Source organism: Candidatus Pelagibacter sp. Uisw_101 (assembly GCF_047727615.1).
Taxonomy (GTDB): domain Bacteria; phylum Pseudomonadota; class Alphaproteobacteria; order Pelagibacterales; family Pelagibacteraceae; genus Pelagibacter.
In genome coordinates, this window is record NZ_CP159821.1 from 1412019 (window position 1) to 1431511 (window position 19493).

At 28.4% G+C, this 19493-nt stretch carries 19 protein-coding genes; 15 read left to right on the forward strand and 4 right to left on the reverse strand.

The genetic code is table 11. The annotated features are described in order from the left end of the window. Positions 1–43 precede the first annotated feature (43 nt). Positions 44–679: a nucleotide exchange factor GrpE gene (locus ABXT48_RS07595; protein ID WP_415286436.1), complete on the reverse strand. Its 636-nt coding sequence runs from the start codon at positions 677–679 to the stop codon at positions 44–46. Between the two features lie 36 nt (positions 680–715). Here ABXT48_RS07595 and rdgB point away from each other — a divergent pair, with 36 nt between their 5' ends. After that, a complete protein-coding gene (gene rdgB / locus ABXT48_RS07600) occupies positions 716–1318 on the forward strand; it encodes an RdgB/HAM1 family non-canonical purine NTP pyrophosphatase (RefSeq protein WP_415302953.1) in 603 nt (200 codons plus the stop codon). Here rdgB and ABXT48_RS07605 read toward each other — a convergent pair. Further along, positions 1302–2453, reverse strand: a complete 1152-nt coding sequence (locus tag ABXT48_RS07605; protein ID WP_415302955.1) for an ABC transporter substrate-binding protein — start codon at positions 2451–2453, stop codon at positions 1302–1304. The two genes, rdgB and ABXT48_RS07605, sit on opposite strands and share 17 nt — an antisense overlap. 32 nt (positions 2454–2485) lie before the next feature. Here ABXT48_RS07605 and rsmI point away from each other — a divergent pair, with 32 nt between their 5' ends. Together rsmI and ABXT48_RS07615 are read left to right on the forward strand one after the other, a co-directional pair. Then, entirely contained in the window at positions 2486–3349 is an 864-nt protein-coding gene (rsmI, locus tag ABXT48_RS07610) for a 16S rRNA (cytidine(1402)-2'-O)-methyltransferase (protein ID WP_415286439.1), read from the forward strand. After that, positions 3339–3932 carry a BON domain-containing protein gene (locus ABXT48_RS07615; protein ID WP_415286440.1) on the forward strand — a complete coding sequence of 198 codons (594 nt, stop codon included), beginning with the start codon at positions 3339–3341 and terminating at the stop codon, positions 3930–3932. The genes rsmI and ABXT48_RS07615 overlap by 11 nt, the downstream gene beginning before the upstream one ends. On the opposite strand, the gene ABXT48_RS07620 is transcribed toward ABXT48_RS07615, so the two are convergent. Next, complete coding sequence (locus ABXT48_RS07620; RefSeq protein WP_415286441.1) at positions 3929–6217, reverse strand: NADP-dependent malic enzyme; 2289 nt, start codon at positions 6215–6217, stop codon at positions 3929–3931. The two genes, ABXT48_RS07615 and ABXT48_RS07620, sit on opposite strands and share 4 nt — an antisense overlap. Positions 6218–6267: 50 nt before the next feature. Here ABXT48_RS07620 and murJ point away from each other — a divergent pair, with 50 nt between their 5' ends. The 4 genes from murJ to ABXT48_RS07640 are packed head-to-tail and all read left to right on the forward strand — an operon-like array spanning position 6268 to position 10515. Beyond that, entirely contained in the window at positions 6268–7794 is a 1527-nt protein-coding gene (murJ, locus tag ABXT48_RS07625; RefSeq protein WP_415302956.1) for a murein biosynthesis integral membrane protein MurJ, read from the forward strand. 2 nt (positions 7795–7796) lie between these two features. After that, entirely contained in the window at positions 7797–8798 is a 1002-nt protein-coding gene (trpS, locus tag ABXT48_RS07630) for a tryptophan--tRNA ligase (RefSeq protein ID WP_415286443.1), read from the forward strand. A 56-nt stretch (positions 8799–8854) separates the two neighbouring features. Next, a complete protein-coding gene (locus tag ABXT48_RS07635; protein ID WP_415286444.1) occupies positions 8855–9397 on the forward strand; it encodes a NifU family protein in 543 nt (180 codons plus the stop codon). A 2-nt stretch (positions 9398–9399) separates the two neighbouring features. Then, the gene (locus ABXT48_RS07640) at positions 9400–10515 is read left to right on the forward strand and encodes a glucosaminidase domain-containing protein (RefSeq protein ID WP_415286445.1); all 1116 of its coding nucleotides are present in this window, start codon (positions 9400–9402) and stop codon (positions 10513–10515) included. On the opposite strand, the gene ABXT48_RS07645 is transcribed toward ABXT48_RS07640, so the two are convergent. Then, positions 10512–11543, reverse strand: coding sequence for a polysaccharide deacetylase family protein (locus ABXT48_RS07645; RefSeq protein WP_415286446.1), 1032 nt, complete (start codon positions 11541–11543; stop codon positions 10512–10514). The genes ABXT48_RS07640 and ABXT48_RS07645 overlap by 4 nt on opposite strands. Between ABXT48_RS07645 and ABXT48_RS07650 the strand changes: the two genes are divergently transcribed. The 8 genes from ABXT48_RS07650 (at position 11518) to nusA (ending at position 19487) form a co-directional block, all read left to right on the forward strand. Beyond that, entirely contained in the window at positions 11518–11904 is a 387-nt protein-coding gene (locus ABXT48_RS07650; protein WP_415286447.1) for a peptidase M22, read from the forward strand. The genes ABXT48_RS07645 and ABXT48_RS07650 overlap by 26 nt on opposite strands. An 8-nt stretch (positions 11905–11912) precedes the next feature. Further along, positions 11913–12323, forward strand: a complete 411-nt coding sequence (locus ABXT48_RS07655; RefSeq protein ID WP_415286448.1) for a Fur family transcriptional regulator — start codon at positions 11913–11915, stop codon at positions 12321–12323. Further along, positions 12301–13668 (forward strand): tRNA (N6-isopentenyl adenosine(37)-C2)-methylthiotransferase MiaB, encoded by a 1368-nt coding sequence (gene miaB, locus ABXT48_RS07660; RefSeq protein ID WP_415286449.1) that lies wholly within the window; start codon positions 12301–12303, stop codon positions 13666–13668. The genes ABXT48_RS07655 and miaB overlap by 23 nt, the downstream gene beginning before the upstream one ends. 3 nt (positions 13669–13671) lie before the next feature. Then, positions 13672–14673: a PhoH family protein gene (locus tag ABXT48_RS07665; protein ID WP_415286450.1), complete on the forward strand. Its 1002-nt coding sequence runs from the start codon at positions 13672–13674 to the stop codon at positions 14671–14673. Beyond that, positions 14666–15127: an rRNA maturation RNase YbeY gene (gene ybeY, locus ABXT48_RS07670; protein WP_415286451.1), complete on the forward strand. Its 462-nt coding sequence runs from the start codon at positions 14666–14668 to the stop codon at positions 15125–15127. Before ABXT48_RS07665 ends, ybeY begins: the two co-directional genes overlap by 8 nt. A 1-nt stretch (position 15128) precedes the next feature. After that, entirely contained in the window at positions 15129–16673 is a 1545-nt protein-coding gene (gene lnt, locus ABXT48_RS07675; protein ID WP_415286452.1) for an apolipoprotein N-acyltransferase, read from the forward strand. After that, positions 16666–17835 carry a methionine adenosyltransferase gene (metK, locus tag ABXT48_RS07680; protein ID WP_415286453.1) on the forward strand — a complete coding sequence of 390 codons (1170 nt, stop codon included), beginning with the start codon at positions 16666–16668 and terminating at the stop codon, positions 17833–17835. Before lnt ends, metK begins: the two co-directional genes overlap by 8 nt. Before the next feature lie 98 nt (positions 17836–17933). After that, positions 17934–19487, forward strand: coding sequence for a transcription termination factor NusA (gene nusA / locus ABXT48_RS07685; protein WP_415286454.1), 1554 nt, complete (start codon positions 17934–17936; stop codon positions 19485–19487). The last annotated feature ends 6 nt before the right edge of the window (positions 19488–19493 follow it).

Consider the following 19493-nt stretch of genomic DNA (forward strand, 5'->3'; position numbering starts at 1 on the left):
ATATAAGTGTTAATTTTTAATCTACAAGTTCTGACAATTATTATTAATTGGCCAAATTCTCTTCATTTTCCTCACTTTTTTGATCATCTTGAACTTTAGTTTTCTTTGAAACCCCGACCAACGCTGGTCTCAAAAGTCTATCTTTCATCATAAAACCTTTTTGAATTTCTTGAACTATTGTTCCAGGTTCTTTTTGGTCATCATCAATTTCCATCATAGCTTGGTGTTGATTAGGATCCAATTTTTTACCTATAGAAATTACAGGAGTAATTCCATTTTTTGAGAAAATTGAAACCATATCTTTACTTATAATTTCAAAATGCTCTAAAGTTTTTTTTAAAGCTTCGGTATTTTTTAACACTTCATCACCTTCTAAAATTTGTTTTGACCTTTCAAGATTATCAATTAGATTCAAAGCTTCTTTTGCAAAAGAAAATCCACCATAATCAAAAGCATCATCTTTTTCTTTTTCAAATCTTCTTCTTTGATTTTCCATTTCAGCAAAAGTTCTAGTAAGTTTATCTTCTAACTCCTTAATTTTTTCTTCGGGTGTAACCTCTTTTACTTCTTCTTTTCTCTCTGCTGAAATTTCTTGCTCTACTTGAATTTGCTCTTCTACTTCAGTCTCTTTAATTTCTTCGTTTTGACTTTCAGGATTATTGTTTTGATCTTTTTCCATGGCAGTTTATATGGTATGAAATTTGAAAATTGCTAGATGTTAAAGAATAAAATTATAAAATTGTTGGTAGGCACTAATAATAAAGGAAAATTGAAAGAAATTAAGGATTTATTGCCTAAAAACCTTGAAATATACTCCCCTGAAGACTTTAAAATAAAAAGCCCTCCTGAAAATGGGAAAACATTTGAGGAAAACTCATTAATCAAAGCTAAATTTTTTTCCAAAAAAACAAAAATGATATGCCTGTCTGATGACTCAGGTTTAGAAATAGATGCTCTAAATGGAGATCCTGGAATTTATTCAGCTAGATGGGGGGGTAAAAAAGGTGATTTTAAAAAGGCAATGAATAGAGTTTTTAAAGAATTAGATAAAAAAGACAAAGATTGGAGACAAAAAAAAATTAAGGCTAGGTTTATTTGTGCTTTAACTATTTATAGTACTAATAAAGAAATAATAAATTCTGTTGGAAAAGTTGAGGGTTTTATTTCACCAATTATAAAAGGTGAAAATGGGTTTGGTTATGATCCCATTTTTATACCAATTGGAAAAAAAATTACATTTGGTGAAATGATGGCATCACAAAAATATAAAATAGATCATAGATTTAAAGCTTTTAAAAAAATCAAAAAACTTTTTTAAAAACTCCATCTTCAACTTTATAAAAATTTAAAATATGATTAATTTTATTATTTTTAATTTCAAAAATTCCAACTTTTCCTTTAAATAAAGTTTTTTTCTCAAACATTTTTTTATCTACAACAGAGTTGTTTTGAAGAATTAAATAATAAACAAGCCCCACCAAGTCATAACTTAGAAATGATAATTGATTGGTGTGTTGATTGTATTTTTCAAAATATTCATTTGAAAACTCATCATAATTATCTTTATTTGCAGAGGGGAAATATAAGGGTTGTGAGCTAGTTTCTTTTAAAAGAGATTCATCAAACCATTGGTTGAGAGTAATAAAATATTTTTCTTTAGGAGATATATCCGTATAAAGCAGCGAAGTTGTTACACTTTTTAAACTTTCATCAAAATCAGAAATTACCACTGAGTCAAACTTTACACTACCAAGGGTGTCTCTTTTTTTTAATCTTTCAATTAAACGTTCCTTATTATTCTGTTCTGATTTCTCTAGTCTATTTATTTCATCTTCAAGGTTTTGTTTTCTAATATCATAGCGAGTAATTTTTTCAATTTGCTTGGTAAGTTTAGTAGGATCAGTATTATAAACATAATTTTCTAATATTTTTATTTTAGAATTAGAAATAGCTTTTTCAATTTCATTTTTGAAGCTTACATCTGGAGTAAGAAAGATTGTTTTTTTTATTTCATTTAATTCTATAAACTTTTTAATTGCATTTAATTGTGAAGTTGCATTAATTCCAGCATTAATAATATTCTTGGAAAAATTATCATTTTTATTCGTTAGAGCTAAGAATGTTAGTTCACTTAATTCATCTAGGTAAATTAGACTTTCGTTAAAAACTGGACCAATTACAATTTTTATTCCTGAATTATCCAACTCTTTAGCTGCTGCTAAAGTGACTTCAGGGTTTGACTGTGTATCTTTTGGGATAATCTCAATTGATGCATTGTTTATTGTATTAATTGCAAGACGTGCAGATTTAATTATAGATTGTCCTATTTCAGAGTTCTTTCCAGTTAAAGGAACAAGAAGACCAATCCTAATCTGATCATTTGCCAAAAGTGTTACTGGAACTATTGATAAAGCAAAAGCTAAAAAAAGTATAATTTTAATAATTTTGTTCATTTTAATGTTATTATTATAACTATTATAATTTGATGATTCTACATACTGAAAATATAAATAATAAAGTTAAAAGTGGTCTTTATATTGTATCTACTCCTATTGGAAACCTAAGCGACATCACTTTAAGAGCCCTAGAAGTATTAAAAAAATCAGATTACGTACTTTGTGAGGACACACGTATTTCAAAAAATTTATTAGAACGGTACGAAATTAAATCAAAACTTATTGCAAACCATAAATTTAATGAAAATAAAAATTTATCGAAAGTCATTGATATTTTAAAATCAGGGTCGATTGTTTCTTTGATTTCCGACGCCGGAACTCCATCGATCTCAGATCCAGGAGCTATATTGGTTAACGAATGTGCTAGCAATGGTATAGATATCTTTCCAATTCCAGGTGCATCTGCAGTTTCATCTGCAGTTTCTATAAGCGGATTTAATGAAAAATATTTTTTTTATGGTTTTTTTCCAGAAAAAAATAGCAAATTAAAAGAAGATTTTGAAAGGCTTGCAAATTTAGAGGGGTGTATTGTTTTTTTTATTTCTCCAAGAAAATTTAATAGATCAATAAAAGATTTAAAGCATTACTTCTCAAATAGAAAAATTTTGGTTTGCAGAGAAATGACTAAATTTTATGAGGAATATGTAAGAACAGATGTAGACACACTTGAACCATTTAAATCTGATCCTAAAGGAGAGTTAACGATTGTTATTTCTGAAAAAGTAAAAGAAAAAAATTTATCGATAATATTAAAAGAATCTGATAAAATGAATATTCAAAAATTAATTAAAAAACTAAGTATAAAAGATATTACAGATTTAATTAGTCAAAACACGAATGTATCAAAAAAAGAGATTTATAATTATTGTCTAAAAATAAAAAATGAAAAATAAAATATTTTTAATAAGTTTAATTTTTTTAATCTTTTCAGGATGTGTTGGGATTAGTTCAAAAGGAGTTTTTGGAACAGGAGTTAGTGTTGCGTTTGATCCAAGGTCTTTAGGTACCCAAATAGACGATTCTGTAATGCAAAAAAATCTTGCTACAAGATTAGCCCTAAGAGATAAGAGCTATATATTAACTGTAAGAACAAAAGTTTTAGATGGAAAAATTTTTGTAACAGGAAAAGTAGATGATCCTGAAGAAAAACTTCAAATTACCAAACTTGCATGGGAGACAAAAGGTGCTAGGTCAGTCAAAAATGATATTAAAATAAAAGAAGATTTTAATTTTCAACAATCTGCTAAAGATTTATTAATTACATCTCAACTTCGTACTGCTTTCATATTTAACAAAAAAATTAAAGCAACCAATTATCAAATTGATACTTACAAGAAAAAGATATTTATTTATGGAATTTCTTTAACCACAGAAGAAAGAAAAGAAGTAATAAACGAAGCAAAAGAAATACTTGATGTAGAAGATGTTATTGTAAGTATTGTCTTGGTTGAAGATTTAAGAATTCAAAAAAATTAATTTTTTTTATAATCAATAACATCAGCAGAGTAGGCAGCAACTGATGCTAAATTTATAATTTCTGAAGTAGATGACCTTAAAGGGGCTATTTCAATGGGTTGACCTAATCCAATTAAAAGAGGACCAATAACCCTGGTATCTCCTAAGCTTTTCATCATTTTATAAGAAATAGCAGCACTGTGTTGGCCTGGCATTATTAATATATTTGCATTCCCCACAATACTTGAGAAAGGATATAATTCTTTATATTCTTCATTTAAGGCAACATCTGGCTGCATGTCCCCATCAAAATCAAAATCTACATTTTTATCTTTTAAAATTTCAACAGCTTTTTTTATATGTTTAGTTCTACTTGTTAGAGGTTGACCAAAAGTAGAGTGAGAAACAAAAGCAACTTTTGGAACAAAGCCAAACATTTTAACTACTCTAGCTGATGAAATTGCAATTTCAGCAAGCTCTTCTGAGCTTGGATATTCATTTACACTCGTGTCTCCAACAAAAATAGTTTTCCCTTTTGCAACAACCATGTTTAACCCAAACATGATTTCACCTGGTCTAGCATCTATAACTTGGGTAACCTTATCAAAAGAGGCTCCAAACCTCCTAGTATTTCCAGTGACAGCACCATCAGCATCACCACAAGCAACCATACAAGATGCCCATATAACTCTATCATTCCTAACTAATCTATCACAATCTCTTTCCAAAAGACCTTTCTCTCTTTGCATTTTTTCAAATAAATAGTTTACGTACTTCTCTCTTTTTTTCGTGTCTTCAGAATTAACTATTTCGATATCAAAGTTTTCATTGTAGCCAATTTCTTTTATTCTTTCTTTAATTTTAGTTTTTTTACCAATTAAAATCGGTGTACCTAATTTAGAATTTTTAAATGCAATTGCCGCTTTAAGAGTGTTTTCATCTTCTCCATCTGCAAAAACAATTCTCTTTTGATTTTTTTTGATATGAGAGTTAATACCCTGCATAATAGTTACTGAGGGATCAAGTCTTTGTTTGAGTTGGTCTTTATAAACATCAAAATCTTTTATAGGTTTTTTTGCAACACCACTATCCATAGCAGCCTTTGCAACAGCTGCAGGAATTACACTAATTAGTCTTGGATCAAACGTAGATGGAATTATATAATCTTTTCCATATTTAGGACGATCTCCTCCCATTGCAGCAACAACTTCGTCCGGAACATCTTCTCTTGCTAATTTTGCAATTGCGTTTGCAGCAGCAACTTTCATTTCTTCATTAATAGTTGTAGCTCTTACGTCTAATGCGCCTCTAAAAATATAAGGAAAGCCAATTAAATTATTTACTTGATTAGGATAATCAGATCTTCCAGTTGCAATAATAGCATCATCTCTTACTTCCATTATTTCTTCAGGTGTTATTTCAGGATCAGGATTTGCGCAGGCAAAAATTATTGGGTTCTTAGCCATAGTTTTTACTAACTCTTTTTTCAAAGCTCCTTTGGCAGATAATCCTAAAAAAACATCAGCTCCATTTATAGCTTCTTCTAAAGTTCTTTTTTTAGTTTCTACTGCATGAGCAGATTTCCACTGGTCCATTCCTTCGGTTCTACCTCTATACACCACTCCTTTACGATCGAGCATGATTACATTTTCACTAGGTACACCACTATTTTTAAATAAATTTGTACAAGCAATTGCAGATGCACCAGCACCATTTACAACAACCTTAATATCCTTTATTGATTTGCTACTAATATCTAGGGCGTTAATTAATGCTGCTGTAGTTATTATTGCTGTTCCATGTTGATCGTCATGAAAAACTGGAATATCTAAAATTTCTTTTAATTTTTCTTCAATTATAAAACAATCAGGAGCTGCGATATCTTCTAAGTTAATACCACCAAAACTGCATGCAAAGTTTTTAATACTATTAATAATTTCATCAGAATCTTGTGAATCAATTTCTAAGTCAATAGAATCTAAGTCGGCAAATCTTTTAAATAAAACTGCTTTTCCCTCCATTACAGGTTTGGATGCTAGTGCTCCTAAATTACCCATTCCTAAAATAGCTGAACCATTACTTATGACCGCAACCAAATTTCCTTTGGATGTGTAATCGTATGCAGTTTCGGGATTATCAGCTATAGCTTGAACTGGTACAGCAACACCTGGAGAATAGGCTAGTGCCAAATCTCTTTTTGTAGTCATTGGTTTAGAAGAATTGATCTCAATTTTTCCAGGTTTATTCTTGCTGTGGAAATCTAAAGCTTCCTTATCGGTGTAATGGTCTATTTTAGTTTTTTTCATTTATGTTAATTAGATATACAAATGGAGCTAATTTAAGACTAATATGATTTATGAACTTAATTAAGTCAACAGGCACATTTAGTTTTTTTACCTTAATAAGCAGATTGTTAGGTTATATAAGAGATATATTGATAGCTGTGTTTCTCGGTGCAGGTCCATTAGCAGATGCCTTCTTCGTGGCATTCAGGATACCAAATACATTTAGACGATTATTTTCAGAAGGAACATTTAATGCAGCATTTGTGCCCAGTTATTCATCAGTATTAGATAATAAAAAAAAATCACAAAAATTTGCAAATAATATTTTTACATTACTGACAATAGGGTTATTTTTTTTAGTCCTTGTTATTGAGATAATGATGCCAATATTTGTCTTTTTGATAGCACCAGGTTTTGAAGGTGATTATCAAAAAATGGAATTAGCTATAACTTTGACAAGAATTACCTTCCCTTTTTTAATGTTTATTAGTTTGGCATCTTTTTTTTCTGCCATTTTAAATTCACATAATAAATTTGCTGTAGCTTCAGCTGCACCTATAATTTTGAACATTCTTTTAATTGGAGTATTGCTCTTTGGAAAAATTTTAAATGATCAATTAGTATATTATCTGTCTTATGCGGTAACTATCTCAGGCATCTTACAGCTTATTTTCTTATATTTTTTTGTAAAAAAACACTTTTCTCCTAAAATTAATTTTTCATTTAAAATTGATAATAAAGTTAAACTTTTTTTCAAAAAATTACTTCCTAGCATTTTTTCTTCTGGCGTTACTCAGATAAATATTTTAGTAGGGACAATCATTGCATCTTTTCAAGCTAGTGCAGTATCTTATCTTTATTATGCAGATAGAATTTATCAAATAAATCTTGCTATTGCAGGAATAGCAATAGGAACAGTAATACTCCCTCAACTTTCAAAGCATGTTCAAAGTGATAAAAAAGATAAAATAAACCTGATTCAAAATAAAGCTTTAGAGTTAAGTTTATTTTTAAGTATCCCAGCAGCACTAGCGTTACTTATTGCTTCTGAAGAAATTATATCTTCTTTATTTGGATACGGTTCTTTCAATGAATTAAGTGTTATAAACTCAGCAAAAGCTTTGTTCTATTTTGCGATTGGATTACCCGCATTTTCTCTTATTAAAGTTTTTTCAGCTTTTTTTTTCGCGCGACATAATACAAAGGTGCCTTTTTATATTTCTTTAACTTCTGTTTTGTTGAATGTGTTTATTAGTGTAGTTTTTTTCAAGGAATTTGGGTTTATAATTATACCAATAGCAACCACTATATCATCCTGGCTTAACGCTATTTTATTATTTATTTTTCTAAAGATAAAAGATTTATTCAGTTTTAATTTAGTATTTTTAAATAGGTTTATTAAAATTTTATTAGCCTCAGTATTAATGGGAATATTCTTTAAATATGTGATTTATTTTTTTAATGACAAGTTGCTTTACGAGGCAAGCTTTAAAGCCATTTATCTAATTGGCGCAGTTGTATTGGGGATAATATTTTATCTTTTAATTGCAATTTCAATCAAGGCTTTTAAAAGAAGTGATATTAATTTAAACTACTAGTCATGAGCAAAAAAATTTTTTCAGGAGTTCAGCCAACAGGAAACCTTCATCTAGGAAACTACCTTGGTGCAATTAAGAACTTTGTAGAACTCCAAAACGAAAAAGAAAATGAATGTATTTTTTGTGTTGTAGATCTTCATGCAATAACAGTTAAGCAAGACCCAAAAGAATTAAAAAAGAATATTAGAGAAACTGTAGCTACATTTATCGCGTGTGGAATTGATCCGGCGCAAAGCATAATCTTTAACCAATCAATGGTTTCAGCACACTCAGAAGCTGCGTGGATTTTAAGTTGTGTTTCAAGAATGGGTTGGCTTAATAGGATGACACAATTTAAAGAAAAAGCTGGAAAAGATAAAGAAAAAGCTAGTATTGGTCTTTATTCGTACCCAGTCTTGATGGCTGCAGACATTTTGCTTTATGATGCAACTCATGTTCCTGTTGGAAACGATCAAAAACAACATCTAGAACTCTGTAGAGATATTGCGCAGAAGTTTAATAATGATTTTGATATAACTGATTTTTTAAAAGTGCCAGAACCATTAATTCAAAAGCAATTTTCTAGAATAATGAGCCTCAAAGATGGAATAAAAAAAATGAGTAAGTCAGATCCATCAGATTTAAGTAGAATTAATCTTACAGATGATAAAGATCAAATAATAAATAAAATAAAAAAAGCTAAAACAGACTCTTTGCCTTTGCCAGTAGCAGTTAATAATCTAGCAAAAAGACCAGAAGCAGAAAATTTATTGGGGATTTATTCAAGTTTAAAAAACCAAAATTTAGAAAAATCCATAACAGAATTCAATGGAAAAAACTTTTCTGAATTTAAAGAAAAATTATCAGAAGCTTTAATTGAAAGAATTGATCCAATTTCAAAAGAAATTAAAAAGTTATTAGAGGATAAAAAATTCCTAGATTCAGTTTTATTAGAAGGATCTGATAAAGCAGAAAAAATTGCCTCAAAAAAGATGAAAGAAATGAAAGAATTAGTAGGTTTTTAATCAAATATATTTATTAATTGGTTTAAATTTAGACATTTACCTTTATATATAAGCATATGTTTGTTCAAACCGAAGTAACACCGAATCCTAATTCACTTAAGTTTTTGCCTGGAAAGCTGGTTTCCAATAATGGATCGTTTGAAGTAACAAAAAAAGAAGAAACTAATAACGAATTGGTAAGAAACGTTTTATCAATTAATGGAGTAACAGGCGTATTTTTAGGAAAAGATTTTATATCTATAAATAAAAGTGAAGAAGTAAATTGGGAAGATATAAAACATATAGCTATTTCACTGATTAATGATTTTTATTCAAAAGGAAAAGAGTTTGTAATTGCTAATGGGTTGCTTGGAGAAGAAAAAGAAGAATACACTGAAATTGAAAAACAAATTATAAGTATTTTAGAATCAAAGATTAGGCCAGCTGTTGCAAAAGATGGGGGTGACATTAAATTTAAAGAATTTAAAAATGGAATTGTTAAGGTGGAACTTCAAGGAAGCTGCTCCGGTTGCCCTAGCTCAACAATGACCTTAAAGCAAGGTGTACAAAATCTTTTATGTCATTATTTACCTGAAGTGAAAGAAGTTGTTGCGATATAGGTATGAAAAAAAAAAATTCAATTTTTGAAATTAAGAAATATTTAAATGAAAAAGGGTTTGTTGTTAAAAAAAAAACGAAATTCAAAACAGGTGAAAATAGATTAGATAATATTTCTAGAACTTTTATATCAAGTTTGGTTATTATATCATTTTTTTTTATAACCCCACTAGCTATTAATCTTACAAAAGAAAAAACAATATTTTCTAAAGACTATGAAAATAATTCAAAAAACAATTTAAAAAAATTATTAGAAAACAAAAAAACAAAAATAGATGAAAAATTAAATAAGAAGTTTTTATATGAAGATATTTTAACATTTGATGAGCAACCATCAGATGCGATACTGTTAAGTGCTGCAACAATTGAAGAACTTTTTAAATCAACAAATTATAATTTAGCAGATGTTAGAAAAAATAAGTTAGTAAAACCTATAAGCTTAGATCTATTACCAAAAGAGATTGTAAAAATAGAAAATACTAAAAAAAGAAAAGACTTTTTTATTCAGATAATTTTGCCTTTAGTCATAGATGAAAATAATAGTATCAAACTAGATAGAATGAAGCTCTTTAGTATTCTAAATAAAAACAAAAATACAAAAACAGAGCAAGAGTGGCTGAATATAAAATTCAAACAATATGGAGTGGTAAACAAAGATTTATCTACATTAAAAATTAGAATGGATGAGGTGCCTGTTTCAATGGCTATTGCACAAGCAGCAAAGGAAACTGGCTGGGGAACATCAAGATTTGCCCAAGAAGGAAACGCATTATTTGGTCAATGGACATGGAAGGGTGATGGAATAAAACCATCTGATGCAGAAGATGATAGTACTCATAAAGTCATGAGATTTAAAGTATTACAAGCATCTGTAAAAGCCTATCAAAGAAATTTGAATACACACTCTACTTACAAAGATTTTAGAAATGCAAGAGCTGAGTTGAGAGACGAAGGAAAAAAATTAGACAGTATGATTCTTTCTGAATACCTAGATAAATATGCAGAGACAGGAAAAGAGTATGTTAAAACTTTACAACAAATTATAAGACAAAATAATTTAACAGATTTTGATGATGCCAAGTTATTGCCCTCAAGCAAAGATTTAGAAAGTTTAATTTAATTTTGTTTTACTGAGAATTGAACACCAAACCATCTCCATACTCCATCATCATTAAGTGAACAATTAACTCTACCTCTTCTAAATGTAAATTCTTCTCTAAAGTTTAATTTTAGTATATTTTTATTAAAAGTAATATTTGATTGATCCCATCCATTACCTTCATCAGAGAAACAATTAATATTTTCTATATTTTTTTGATTTTCAAAAAATTCTACAGATAGTTCTGGTGGATTGTTGTCAGTAATATATTTATCTTTAGGGTTTAAAGATTTGTATTGAAGCGGACCAAGATTAATTAAAAATTTAAATCTTTCTAAGTCACCATATTTTTCATTAATTGGGAATCTAGGTAATTCATGAAGATCTTTATTAATATCAATAACACCAGAATGTTGACCAAAAGCAAAATCAAAATTTTTAGAAATAAAATCTTTAATAGTTTTGCTATATTCACCAAATGGGTATGAAAAAAAAATAGGGTTATAGCCTAAGTGCTGATTAAAAATTTTAATTGAGGTATTAATATCAGACAAAAAATTTTCTGTTTCTAGGTCAACCAGGTAGCCATGAGAATGTGAATGATTACCAATGTAAGCATATGGCTCTTTCTCTATTTCTTTTATTTGTTCCCAATTCATATAGCCAACTTTACCTACAGCTTCAGTTGAAACAAATAAAATAAAAGGAATTTTCTCTCTCTTTAAGTACGGCCATGCAATTTTATAAAAAGACAAAAATGCATCATCTATAGTAATAAGTATTTTTTTTTTATTTTTTGTAATATTAAATTTTTTTTTCAAATTTTGTGGATCATAAAATTTGTAATTTAAGGTATTTATTATAGACATTTGTTCTTTGAAAATATCCATTTGTATATTTGTTGAAGGATACTTATTTTCATCAAATCGGTGGTACATTAAAGAAAGAATGCCACTATCCTCAGAATAATATTTGATATTATTTTCTTCTGCTTTAGAATTGATTACAAATAAAATTATTATAATGAAAAATTTAATAGTAGATGCCACAAGAGATAAAATTTTTTTAACACTCATACTTAATGAAAATATTTATACTTGTAGTCATGAAAATAGTAAAATTAATTTTGAAAAATTAATGATATTAATTAATGATTTTTTAAAGGTAAACTCTTCTTCATTAGATCAAATTGATGTTATTTATGTTAACAGAGGACCAGGTAGTTTTGCAGGTATTAGAAACTCGTTAGCGACAATTAAAGCTTTATCTCTAACAAAAAAAATCAATTATTATTGTTTTAGTTTTAACGATTTTGTGGGAGTTAAAGATATTAAATATGAGGAAGTCCCAAGCTTATGTGATAAATTTAAGATAAAAAAGAATTTGATTAATCCTATTTATTTAAGTTAAAATTAAAAATGTCAGAAAATATTGAACAAAAATGTTTAGCTAAAGGAGTTAAACTTACAGATCAAAGAAAAATTATTGCAAAAGTAATGTCAGAGTCGAGCGATCATCCAGATGTAGATGAACTTTATAATAGAGTTTCAAAAATTGATCCAAAAATAAGTATTGCTACAGTATACAGAACAGTAAAACTTTTTGAGGAATCTGGAATTTTAGCAAAACATGATTTTAAAGGAGGTAAGGCTAGATACGAAGAATTAAATGAAGGGCATCACGATCATTTAATTGATGTTAAATCAGGGGAAATTATAGAATTTGTTGATGAAGAAATAGAAAAGCTACAAGAAAAAATTGCTGATAAGTATGGATATCGATTAGTTGATCATAAATTAGAATTATATGGGGTTAAAAAAAAATCCTAACTTAATGTTGAAAAAAATTTTTATTAAAACTTTTGGTTGTCAAATGAATGAGTACGATTCAAATCGTATATTTGATACAGTTAAAAAAATTGGTTTTGAAAAGACTGAAAAATATGAAGATGCGAATTGTTATTTTTTAAATACTTGTCATATCCGTGATAAAGCAAAAGAAAAAGTTTACCATGAAATAGGAAGAGTTAAAAAAATTTTTAGGGATAAAAAAAAACCAATTGTAATTGTTGCAGGTTGTGTTGCTCAAGCTGAAAATCAAGAAATGTTAAAAAGAGAACCCTATATTGACATTGTAATTGGTCCACAGTCTTACCATAAGATAAATGATGCAATATTAAATCATTCAAAAAATAAAAAAAAAGAGGAAGAAACAGAGTTTGATACAATTTCTAAATTTAATTATTTAAGTAAAATTAAAAATAAAGACAGTAAAGTCTCTTCATTTTTAACAATCCAAGAGGGTTGTGATAAATTCTGTCATTTTTGTGTAGTGCCTTATACGCGGGGACCTGAGTATTCGAGACCCTTTGATCAAATTATAAATGAAACAAAGGAATTAATTCAAGGTGGCACAAAAGAAATTATTTTATTAGGGCAAAATGTGAATGCATATAGCTATAAAGATAAAAATAAAGAATTTAGATTATCTGATTTGTTATTAGAGCTAGAAAACTTTAATGAGCTTGAGAGAATTAGATATACCACGTCTCACCCCAAAGACATGACTGACGATTTGATAAATGTTTATAAAAAATCAACCAAACTAATGCCTTTAGTCCATCTACCAGTACAAAGTGGATCAAACAAAATTTTAAAACAAATGAATAGAAAACATACTATTGAAGAATATTTAATAATTTATGAAAAATTAAAAAAGATTAATCCCAATATAGAGTTTTCAAGTGATTTTATTATTGGATACCCAGAAGAAAGTGATAAAGATTTTAAATATACAATGAAGTTAATTGAAAAAGTAGGGTTTATTAATTCATATTCTTTTATTTTTAGTCCAAGACCTGGCACTGTAGCTGCTGATTTAGAATTAGTAGATAAAAAAAAATCTAAGGAAAGATTAGAAATAATCCAAAAAAAATTGTTTGAAAATCAGATAAATAAAAATAAATCTCTAGAAGGTAAGACCCTTAATGTTTTGGTTGAAAATAAAATGAAAGATGGAATTAAATTATTTGGTAGAACTGAGTTTATGACATCAGTAATTTTTGATGGCAACACTGACTGCATAGGGAAAGTTATGCAAATAGAAATAACACATAGTAATCAAAACAGCTTGTTTGGTATATTAAATGAAAACTACAAAAAGAAGGTAGCCTAAAAATTGAATAAAGTAGCATCAAAAAAAATTAGTTCTATTTTAAAATTTGTCTATTCTGATAACAATTCTTTGAGTGTTATATTTCAAGACAATGATTTATTAATGGGCGTTGTTGGTGAATTTAATCAAAATTTAAAAGAACTAGAAAAAATTACTGATACTAATCTATATTCTAGGGGTAATTCTATTTTAATAAAATCAACACCAAAAAAAAATGAAATTACAAAAAATGCTATTCAATTTTTAGCCAACCAGTTTGTAAATAATGGAGGTATAGAAAAAAAAGATATACTTTCTTCAGTAGATGAATTTATGATTAAAGAAAAAGTAGAAAATCAAAATGTTTCAGACATAATTAAAACTCCCAAAAAATCAGTTATTCCAAGATCTGAAAGACAAAAAGAATATGTCAGAGCCTTAAGACAAAGTGATATTGTTATATCAGCAGGTCCTGCTGGAACAGGTAAAACATTTTTGGCTGTTGCAGTCGGACTGACATTGTTACTTGATAAAAAGATTGAAAGAATTATTTTATCAAGACCTGCAGTTGAAGCTGGTGAAAGATTAGGTTTTTTACCTGGAGACATGAAGGAAAAAGTTGATCCCTATCTAAGACCTTTATATGACTCTCTATATGACCTTTTTGACTTTGATAAAATTCAAAGAATGATTGAAGTTGGTGATATTGAAATAGCACCACTAGCATTTATGAGGGGTAGGACTTTAAAAAATTCTTTTGCGATTTTAGATGAAGCACAAAATGCAACAGATACACAGATTAAAATGTTTTTAACGCGTATCGGAGAGAATTCAAAGATTGTTATAAATGGTGATCCATCCCAAATCGATTTGCCCCACAAGAACATGTCAGGATTGAATAGATCTAAAAAATTATTAGGCCATTTAGATGAAGTCTCTGTGATAGATTTTGATCACTCCGATGTAGTTAGGCACCCCCTAGTCTCCAAGATTGTAAAGGCATACTCAGATCAAGAAAATGATTAAAATTGATGTAATTTCGGAATGCACTCTTTGGAGTAAAAAAATAAGGAGGAATAATACTTTTTTTAACTCTATTATAAAATTTTTTCCAAAAAAATATAAGTTTATAGGTAAAAAAATAAATCTAACAATTTTACTTTCAAATAATAAGAATATTAAAAAGTTAAATAAAAAATTTAGAAATAAAAATAAACCTACAGATGTATTATCATTTCCATTCGAGAAAAAATTTAATCCAAAAAAATTAAATTATCTTGGTGACATAGTAATCAGCTATGAATTTATGAACAAACAAAAAAATATAAGTATTTTTGATTTTAAACAAAAGGTTATCAAAATTTTTATCCATGGATTTCTTCATTTATTAGGGCACGACCATATAAAACTGAAAGATTTTAAAAAAATGAGTAAAGAAGAAGATAAAATTTATAAATTTATTCAAACAAAAGTTGTTTAACTTGCTCAAAAAAAAATCTTTAAACGCACTATATATATTTTTTTTAGGTGCTATTAGCTCTTATAGCTTACCACCCTATAATTATTTTATAATCAATTTTTTAACTTTTTCTTTATTTTTTATTTTTCTTTTTACAGAAAAAAAAACGAACTCTAATAATAAATCTTTTTTTAAATATGGGTGGTTTTTTGGTTTTGGTTATTTTTTATGTAGCTTATATTGGATTGCAATTTCATTAACTTTTGATGAAAGTTTCAAATTTTTAATACCAGTAGCTATAGTTTTATTTCCTGCTTTCCTGGCAATATTTTATGGACTAATAACTTATTTATTTTCCATTTTTTATTCTAAAAATGTTGTTAGTGCATTTTTTATTTTTTCAATTTTATATGGATCTATTGAATTTATTAGAGGGTCCATTCTTACTGGTTTTCCATGGAATTTAATTGCTTTTAGCTTTTCAGAAAGTATTTATTTTATTCAAATCCTATCAGTAATTGGGACTTATTCTTTTAATCTAATCTGCATCTCTTTGTTTACTGTGCCGGCTATATTTATCCTAAGCAAAACCAGAAAAGAAATTATTGTCTGTTTTTTCTTTATAGTGATTTCTTTAGGTTTTTTAATTTTTGGGAACTTAAAGTACAATCAATTTAATACTACGACTGATATTAAAAATAATTTCACAATAAGAGCCGTATCACCCAATATTAGTCTAGATCGATTTTATTCAAAGCAGGATGAGTTAAAGATTATTCAAGAACTAATTTCTTTGAGTAGCCCAGAAAAAAAAGAACCAACGATTTTTTTATGGCCAGAAGGAATTATTCCGGACAGTTATTTAATAGATATGTATATATATAAGGAATTATTTTCAAATAATTTTGGGAATGATGATTTAATTATTATGGGTCTAAATAGCATAGAGACTAAAAATAGTGAAAATTTATTTTTTAATTCAATGGCAGTTTTTAACAATAAATTAGATTTAATTCATAGTTACAATAAGATTAACCTAGTACCATTTGGAGAGTTTACCCCATTTGAAAAAGTTCTTAGTTTAATAGGACTTAAAACAGTAACCAACGATTACCAATCTTTTTCAAAAGGTGAAAACCTAAAAGCACTTTCAATAAAAAATGACAAGATAGAACTAAAATTACTTCCCTTAATTTGTTATGAAATTATTTATTCAAATAGATTATTTAAAGATAAAAACTTTGATTATATAATTAATATTTCAGAAGATGGTTGGTTTGGAAATTCTATTGGGCCAAGACAACATTTTGCACACAGTATCTTTAGATCAATTGAAAGTGGAAAATATGTAATTAGATCAGCAAACAATGGAATATCTGCCATTATTAACCCATTTGGTATTATAGAAAAAAAAGTTGAGCTTGGCACTACTGGTTATATTGATTTTAAAGAGAGCAAAGTCTTTAAACCCACACCCTATATGAATTATGGGGATAAGATATTTTTTATACTAATTTTATTATATATTTTTTTAATTTTTTCATTTAAGAAAATTACACATGAGTAATTTAAAAAATTTTTTATTTACAAGCGAGTCTGTTTCTGAAGGACATCCAGATAAGGTGTCAGATCGTATTTCTGATATGGTTGTGGATAGTTACCTTTCAGGCGATCCTTTTTCAAGAGTAGCATGTGAAACTCTAACCACTACAAATAAAGTTGTTTTAGCTGGAGAAGTAAGAGGACCAAGCATTAAAGAAGAAGATCTTATTCAAAAAGTAAGAGATTGTATTAAAGATATCGGGTACGATCAAGATGGTTTTACTTGGAGAGAAGCTACAAAAATCGAAAGCCATCTTCACGCACAATCTGCTGACATAGCAATGGGTGTGGATTCATCAAGTAACAAAGATGAAGGAGCGGGTGACCAAGGAATAATGTTTGGTTATGCTTGTAACGAAACTGAAGAGTTAATGCCTGCACCAATTCATTATTCTCATAAAATTTTGAGATTAATGGCGGAAGACAGAAAATCTGGAAAATTAAAAAATATTGAGCCAGATTCAAAAAGTCAAGTTACGTTTGAGTATGTTGATGGAAAACCAACTAAAGTAAAATCAGTTGTTATATCTTCCCAGCACTCAGCAGACGTAGATCAGGCTAAAGTTAGAGAATTGCTAAAACCTTATGTATTAAAATCAATTCCAAATTTTTTTTTAAATGATTTTAATGAAGATGAATTATATATAAATCCAACTGGAAATTTTGTAATTGGTGGTCCAGATGGGGATTGTGGTCTAACTGGTAGAAAAATTATTGTAGACACTTATGGTGGAGCAGCACCTCATGGCGGGGGAGCTTTCTCTGGTAAAGATCCAACTAAAGTAGACAGATCAGCTGCTTATGCAGCAAGATATATTGCTAAAAATATTGTTGCATCTAACATTGCTGAAAAATGTTTAATTCAGCTAGCATACGCAATCGGAGTTTCGAAACCTTTATCAATTTATGTGGACTTGTTTGATAATAACTTAGAAAAAAATAAATTTGTAACAGAAAAGATTTCAGAAAATTTTGATTTAAGCCCAAGAGGCATAAGAGAAATGCTAGGCTTAAATAAGCCTATTTATGAAAAAACAGCAGCTTATGGTCACTTTGGACGGGTGCCTGAAGCTAACGGTTCATTTTCATGGGAAAAAACAGATAAAAAAGACGTTTTTTCTAAATAGTTACTATTGAATTAAAAAAAAATCTTTATATATTGCCTTTACATTATTGAAATTACAGAATGGGCTTTAGCCCATTTTTTTTTGGAGTTAATAAACTTATGTTAAATAGAAGATCAGATAAATTAGAATTATTAAGAATTGCTGAAGCAGTTGCTTTAGAAAAATCTATAGATAAAGAATTAATTATTGATTCTATGGAAACTGGAATTGCAAAAGCTGCCAAGTCTAAATTTGGACAGGATAATGAAATTAAAGTTTTAATAGACAGAGAAAGTGGTGATATTGGAATTTTTAGAAAATTAATCGTTGTAGAAAAACCAGAAAATACAAATACTGAAATTAATCTTCAAGATGCAATTATTTTAAATGAAGTAAACAAAGATAAAAAAATTGGTGATGAAATTTTACAACCGCTTCCCTCTTTTGATTTTGGAAGAATAGCTGCGCAAACAGCAAAACAAGTTATTAGTTTTAATGTAAGAGAAGCAGAACGTGAAAGACAATACAATGATTTCATAGACAAAAAAGATTCAATTTTAAGTGGAATTGTTAAGCGTCTAGAGTTTGGAAATGTGATAGTTGATTTGGGTAGAACTGAAGCAATTATTCAAAAAAATGAAATGATCCCTAGAGAAAATATTAAAGCTGGAGATAGAGTTAAAGCTTATTGTTATGACGTAAAAAGAGAAGTCAGAGGACAACAAATATTTTTATCAAGAGCACATCCAAAATTTATGGAAAAACTATTTGTTCAAGAGGTTCCGGAAATCTATGACGGTTTAATTGAAATCAAATCATCAGCAAGAGATCCTGGGAGTAGAGCAAAAATCTGTGTTAAAGCAGTTGATACTTCATTAGATCCAGTAGGAGCTTGTGTTGGAATGAGAGGATCAAGAGTTCAAGCAGTAGTTAACGAATTACAAGGTGAAAAAATTGATATTGTTAATTGGTCTGAGGATCCAGCAATAGTAGTTTCAAATGCATTATCACCTGCTGAAGTTCAAAGAGTAAACGTTGATAGTATTGCAAAAAAATTAGATGTAATTTTAACTGAAGAAAACTTAAGTAAAGCAATTGGTCGTAGAGGTCAAAATGTTAGGTTGGCTACTAAGTTATTAAATTACGAAATTAATATAATGACTGATGCAGAAGATTCAGAAAGAAGACAATCTGAGTTTAAAGAAAAAACTGAAAACTTTGTTAAAAATTTAGAGCTAGATGAAACATTGGGACAATTACTTGTTGCAGAAGGTTTTTCATCGATTTCAGACATTAAAGATAGTTCACCAGAAAATTTAATGAAAATTGAGGGTATAGAGGAAGATACTGCTAAGGCTTTGATTGAAAGAGCAAAAGAGTTTTACCAAAAAGATCAAGAAGACATCACTCAAAGAATTAAAGATTTGGGACTTCAAGATGATCTTATAAATCACAAAGGACTAACGCCAGGAATGTTGGTTACTTTAGGAGAGCAAAAGATTTTAAAACTAGAAGATTTTGCAGACCTTGCCTCTGATGAATTAACAGGCGGTTATGATGTTGTGAAAGGTGAAAGAATTAAGATTCAAGGATACCTTGAAGATTTTGCTTTATCAAAAACAGAAGCAGATGAATTAATTATGTCTGCAAGAAACATAATTTACAAAGATTGAGTAATG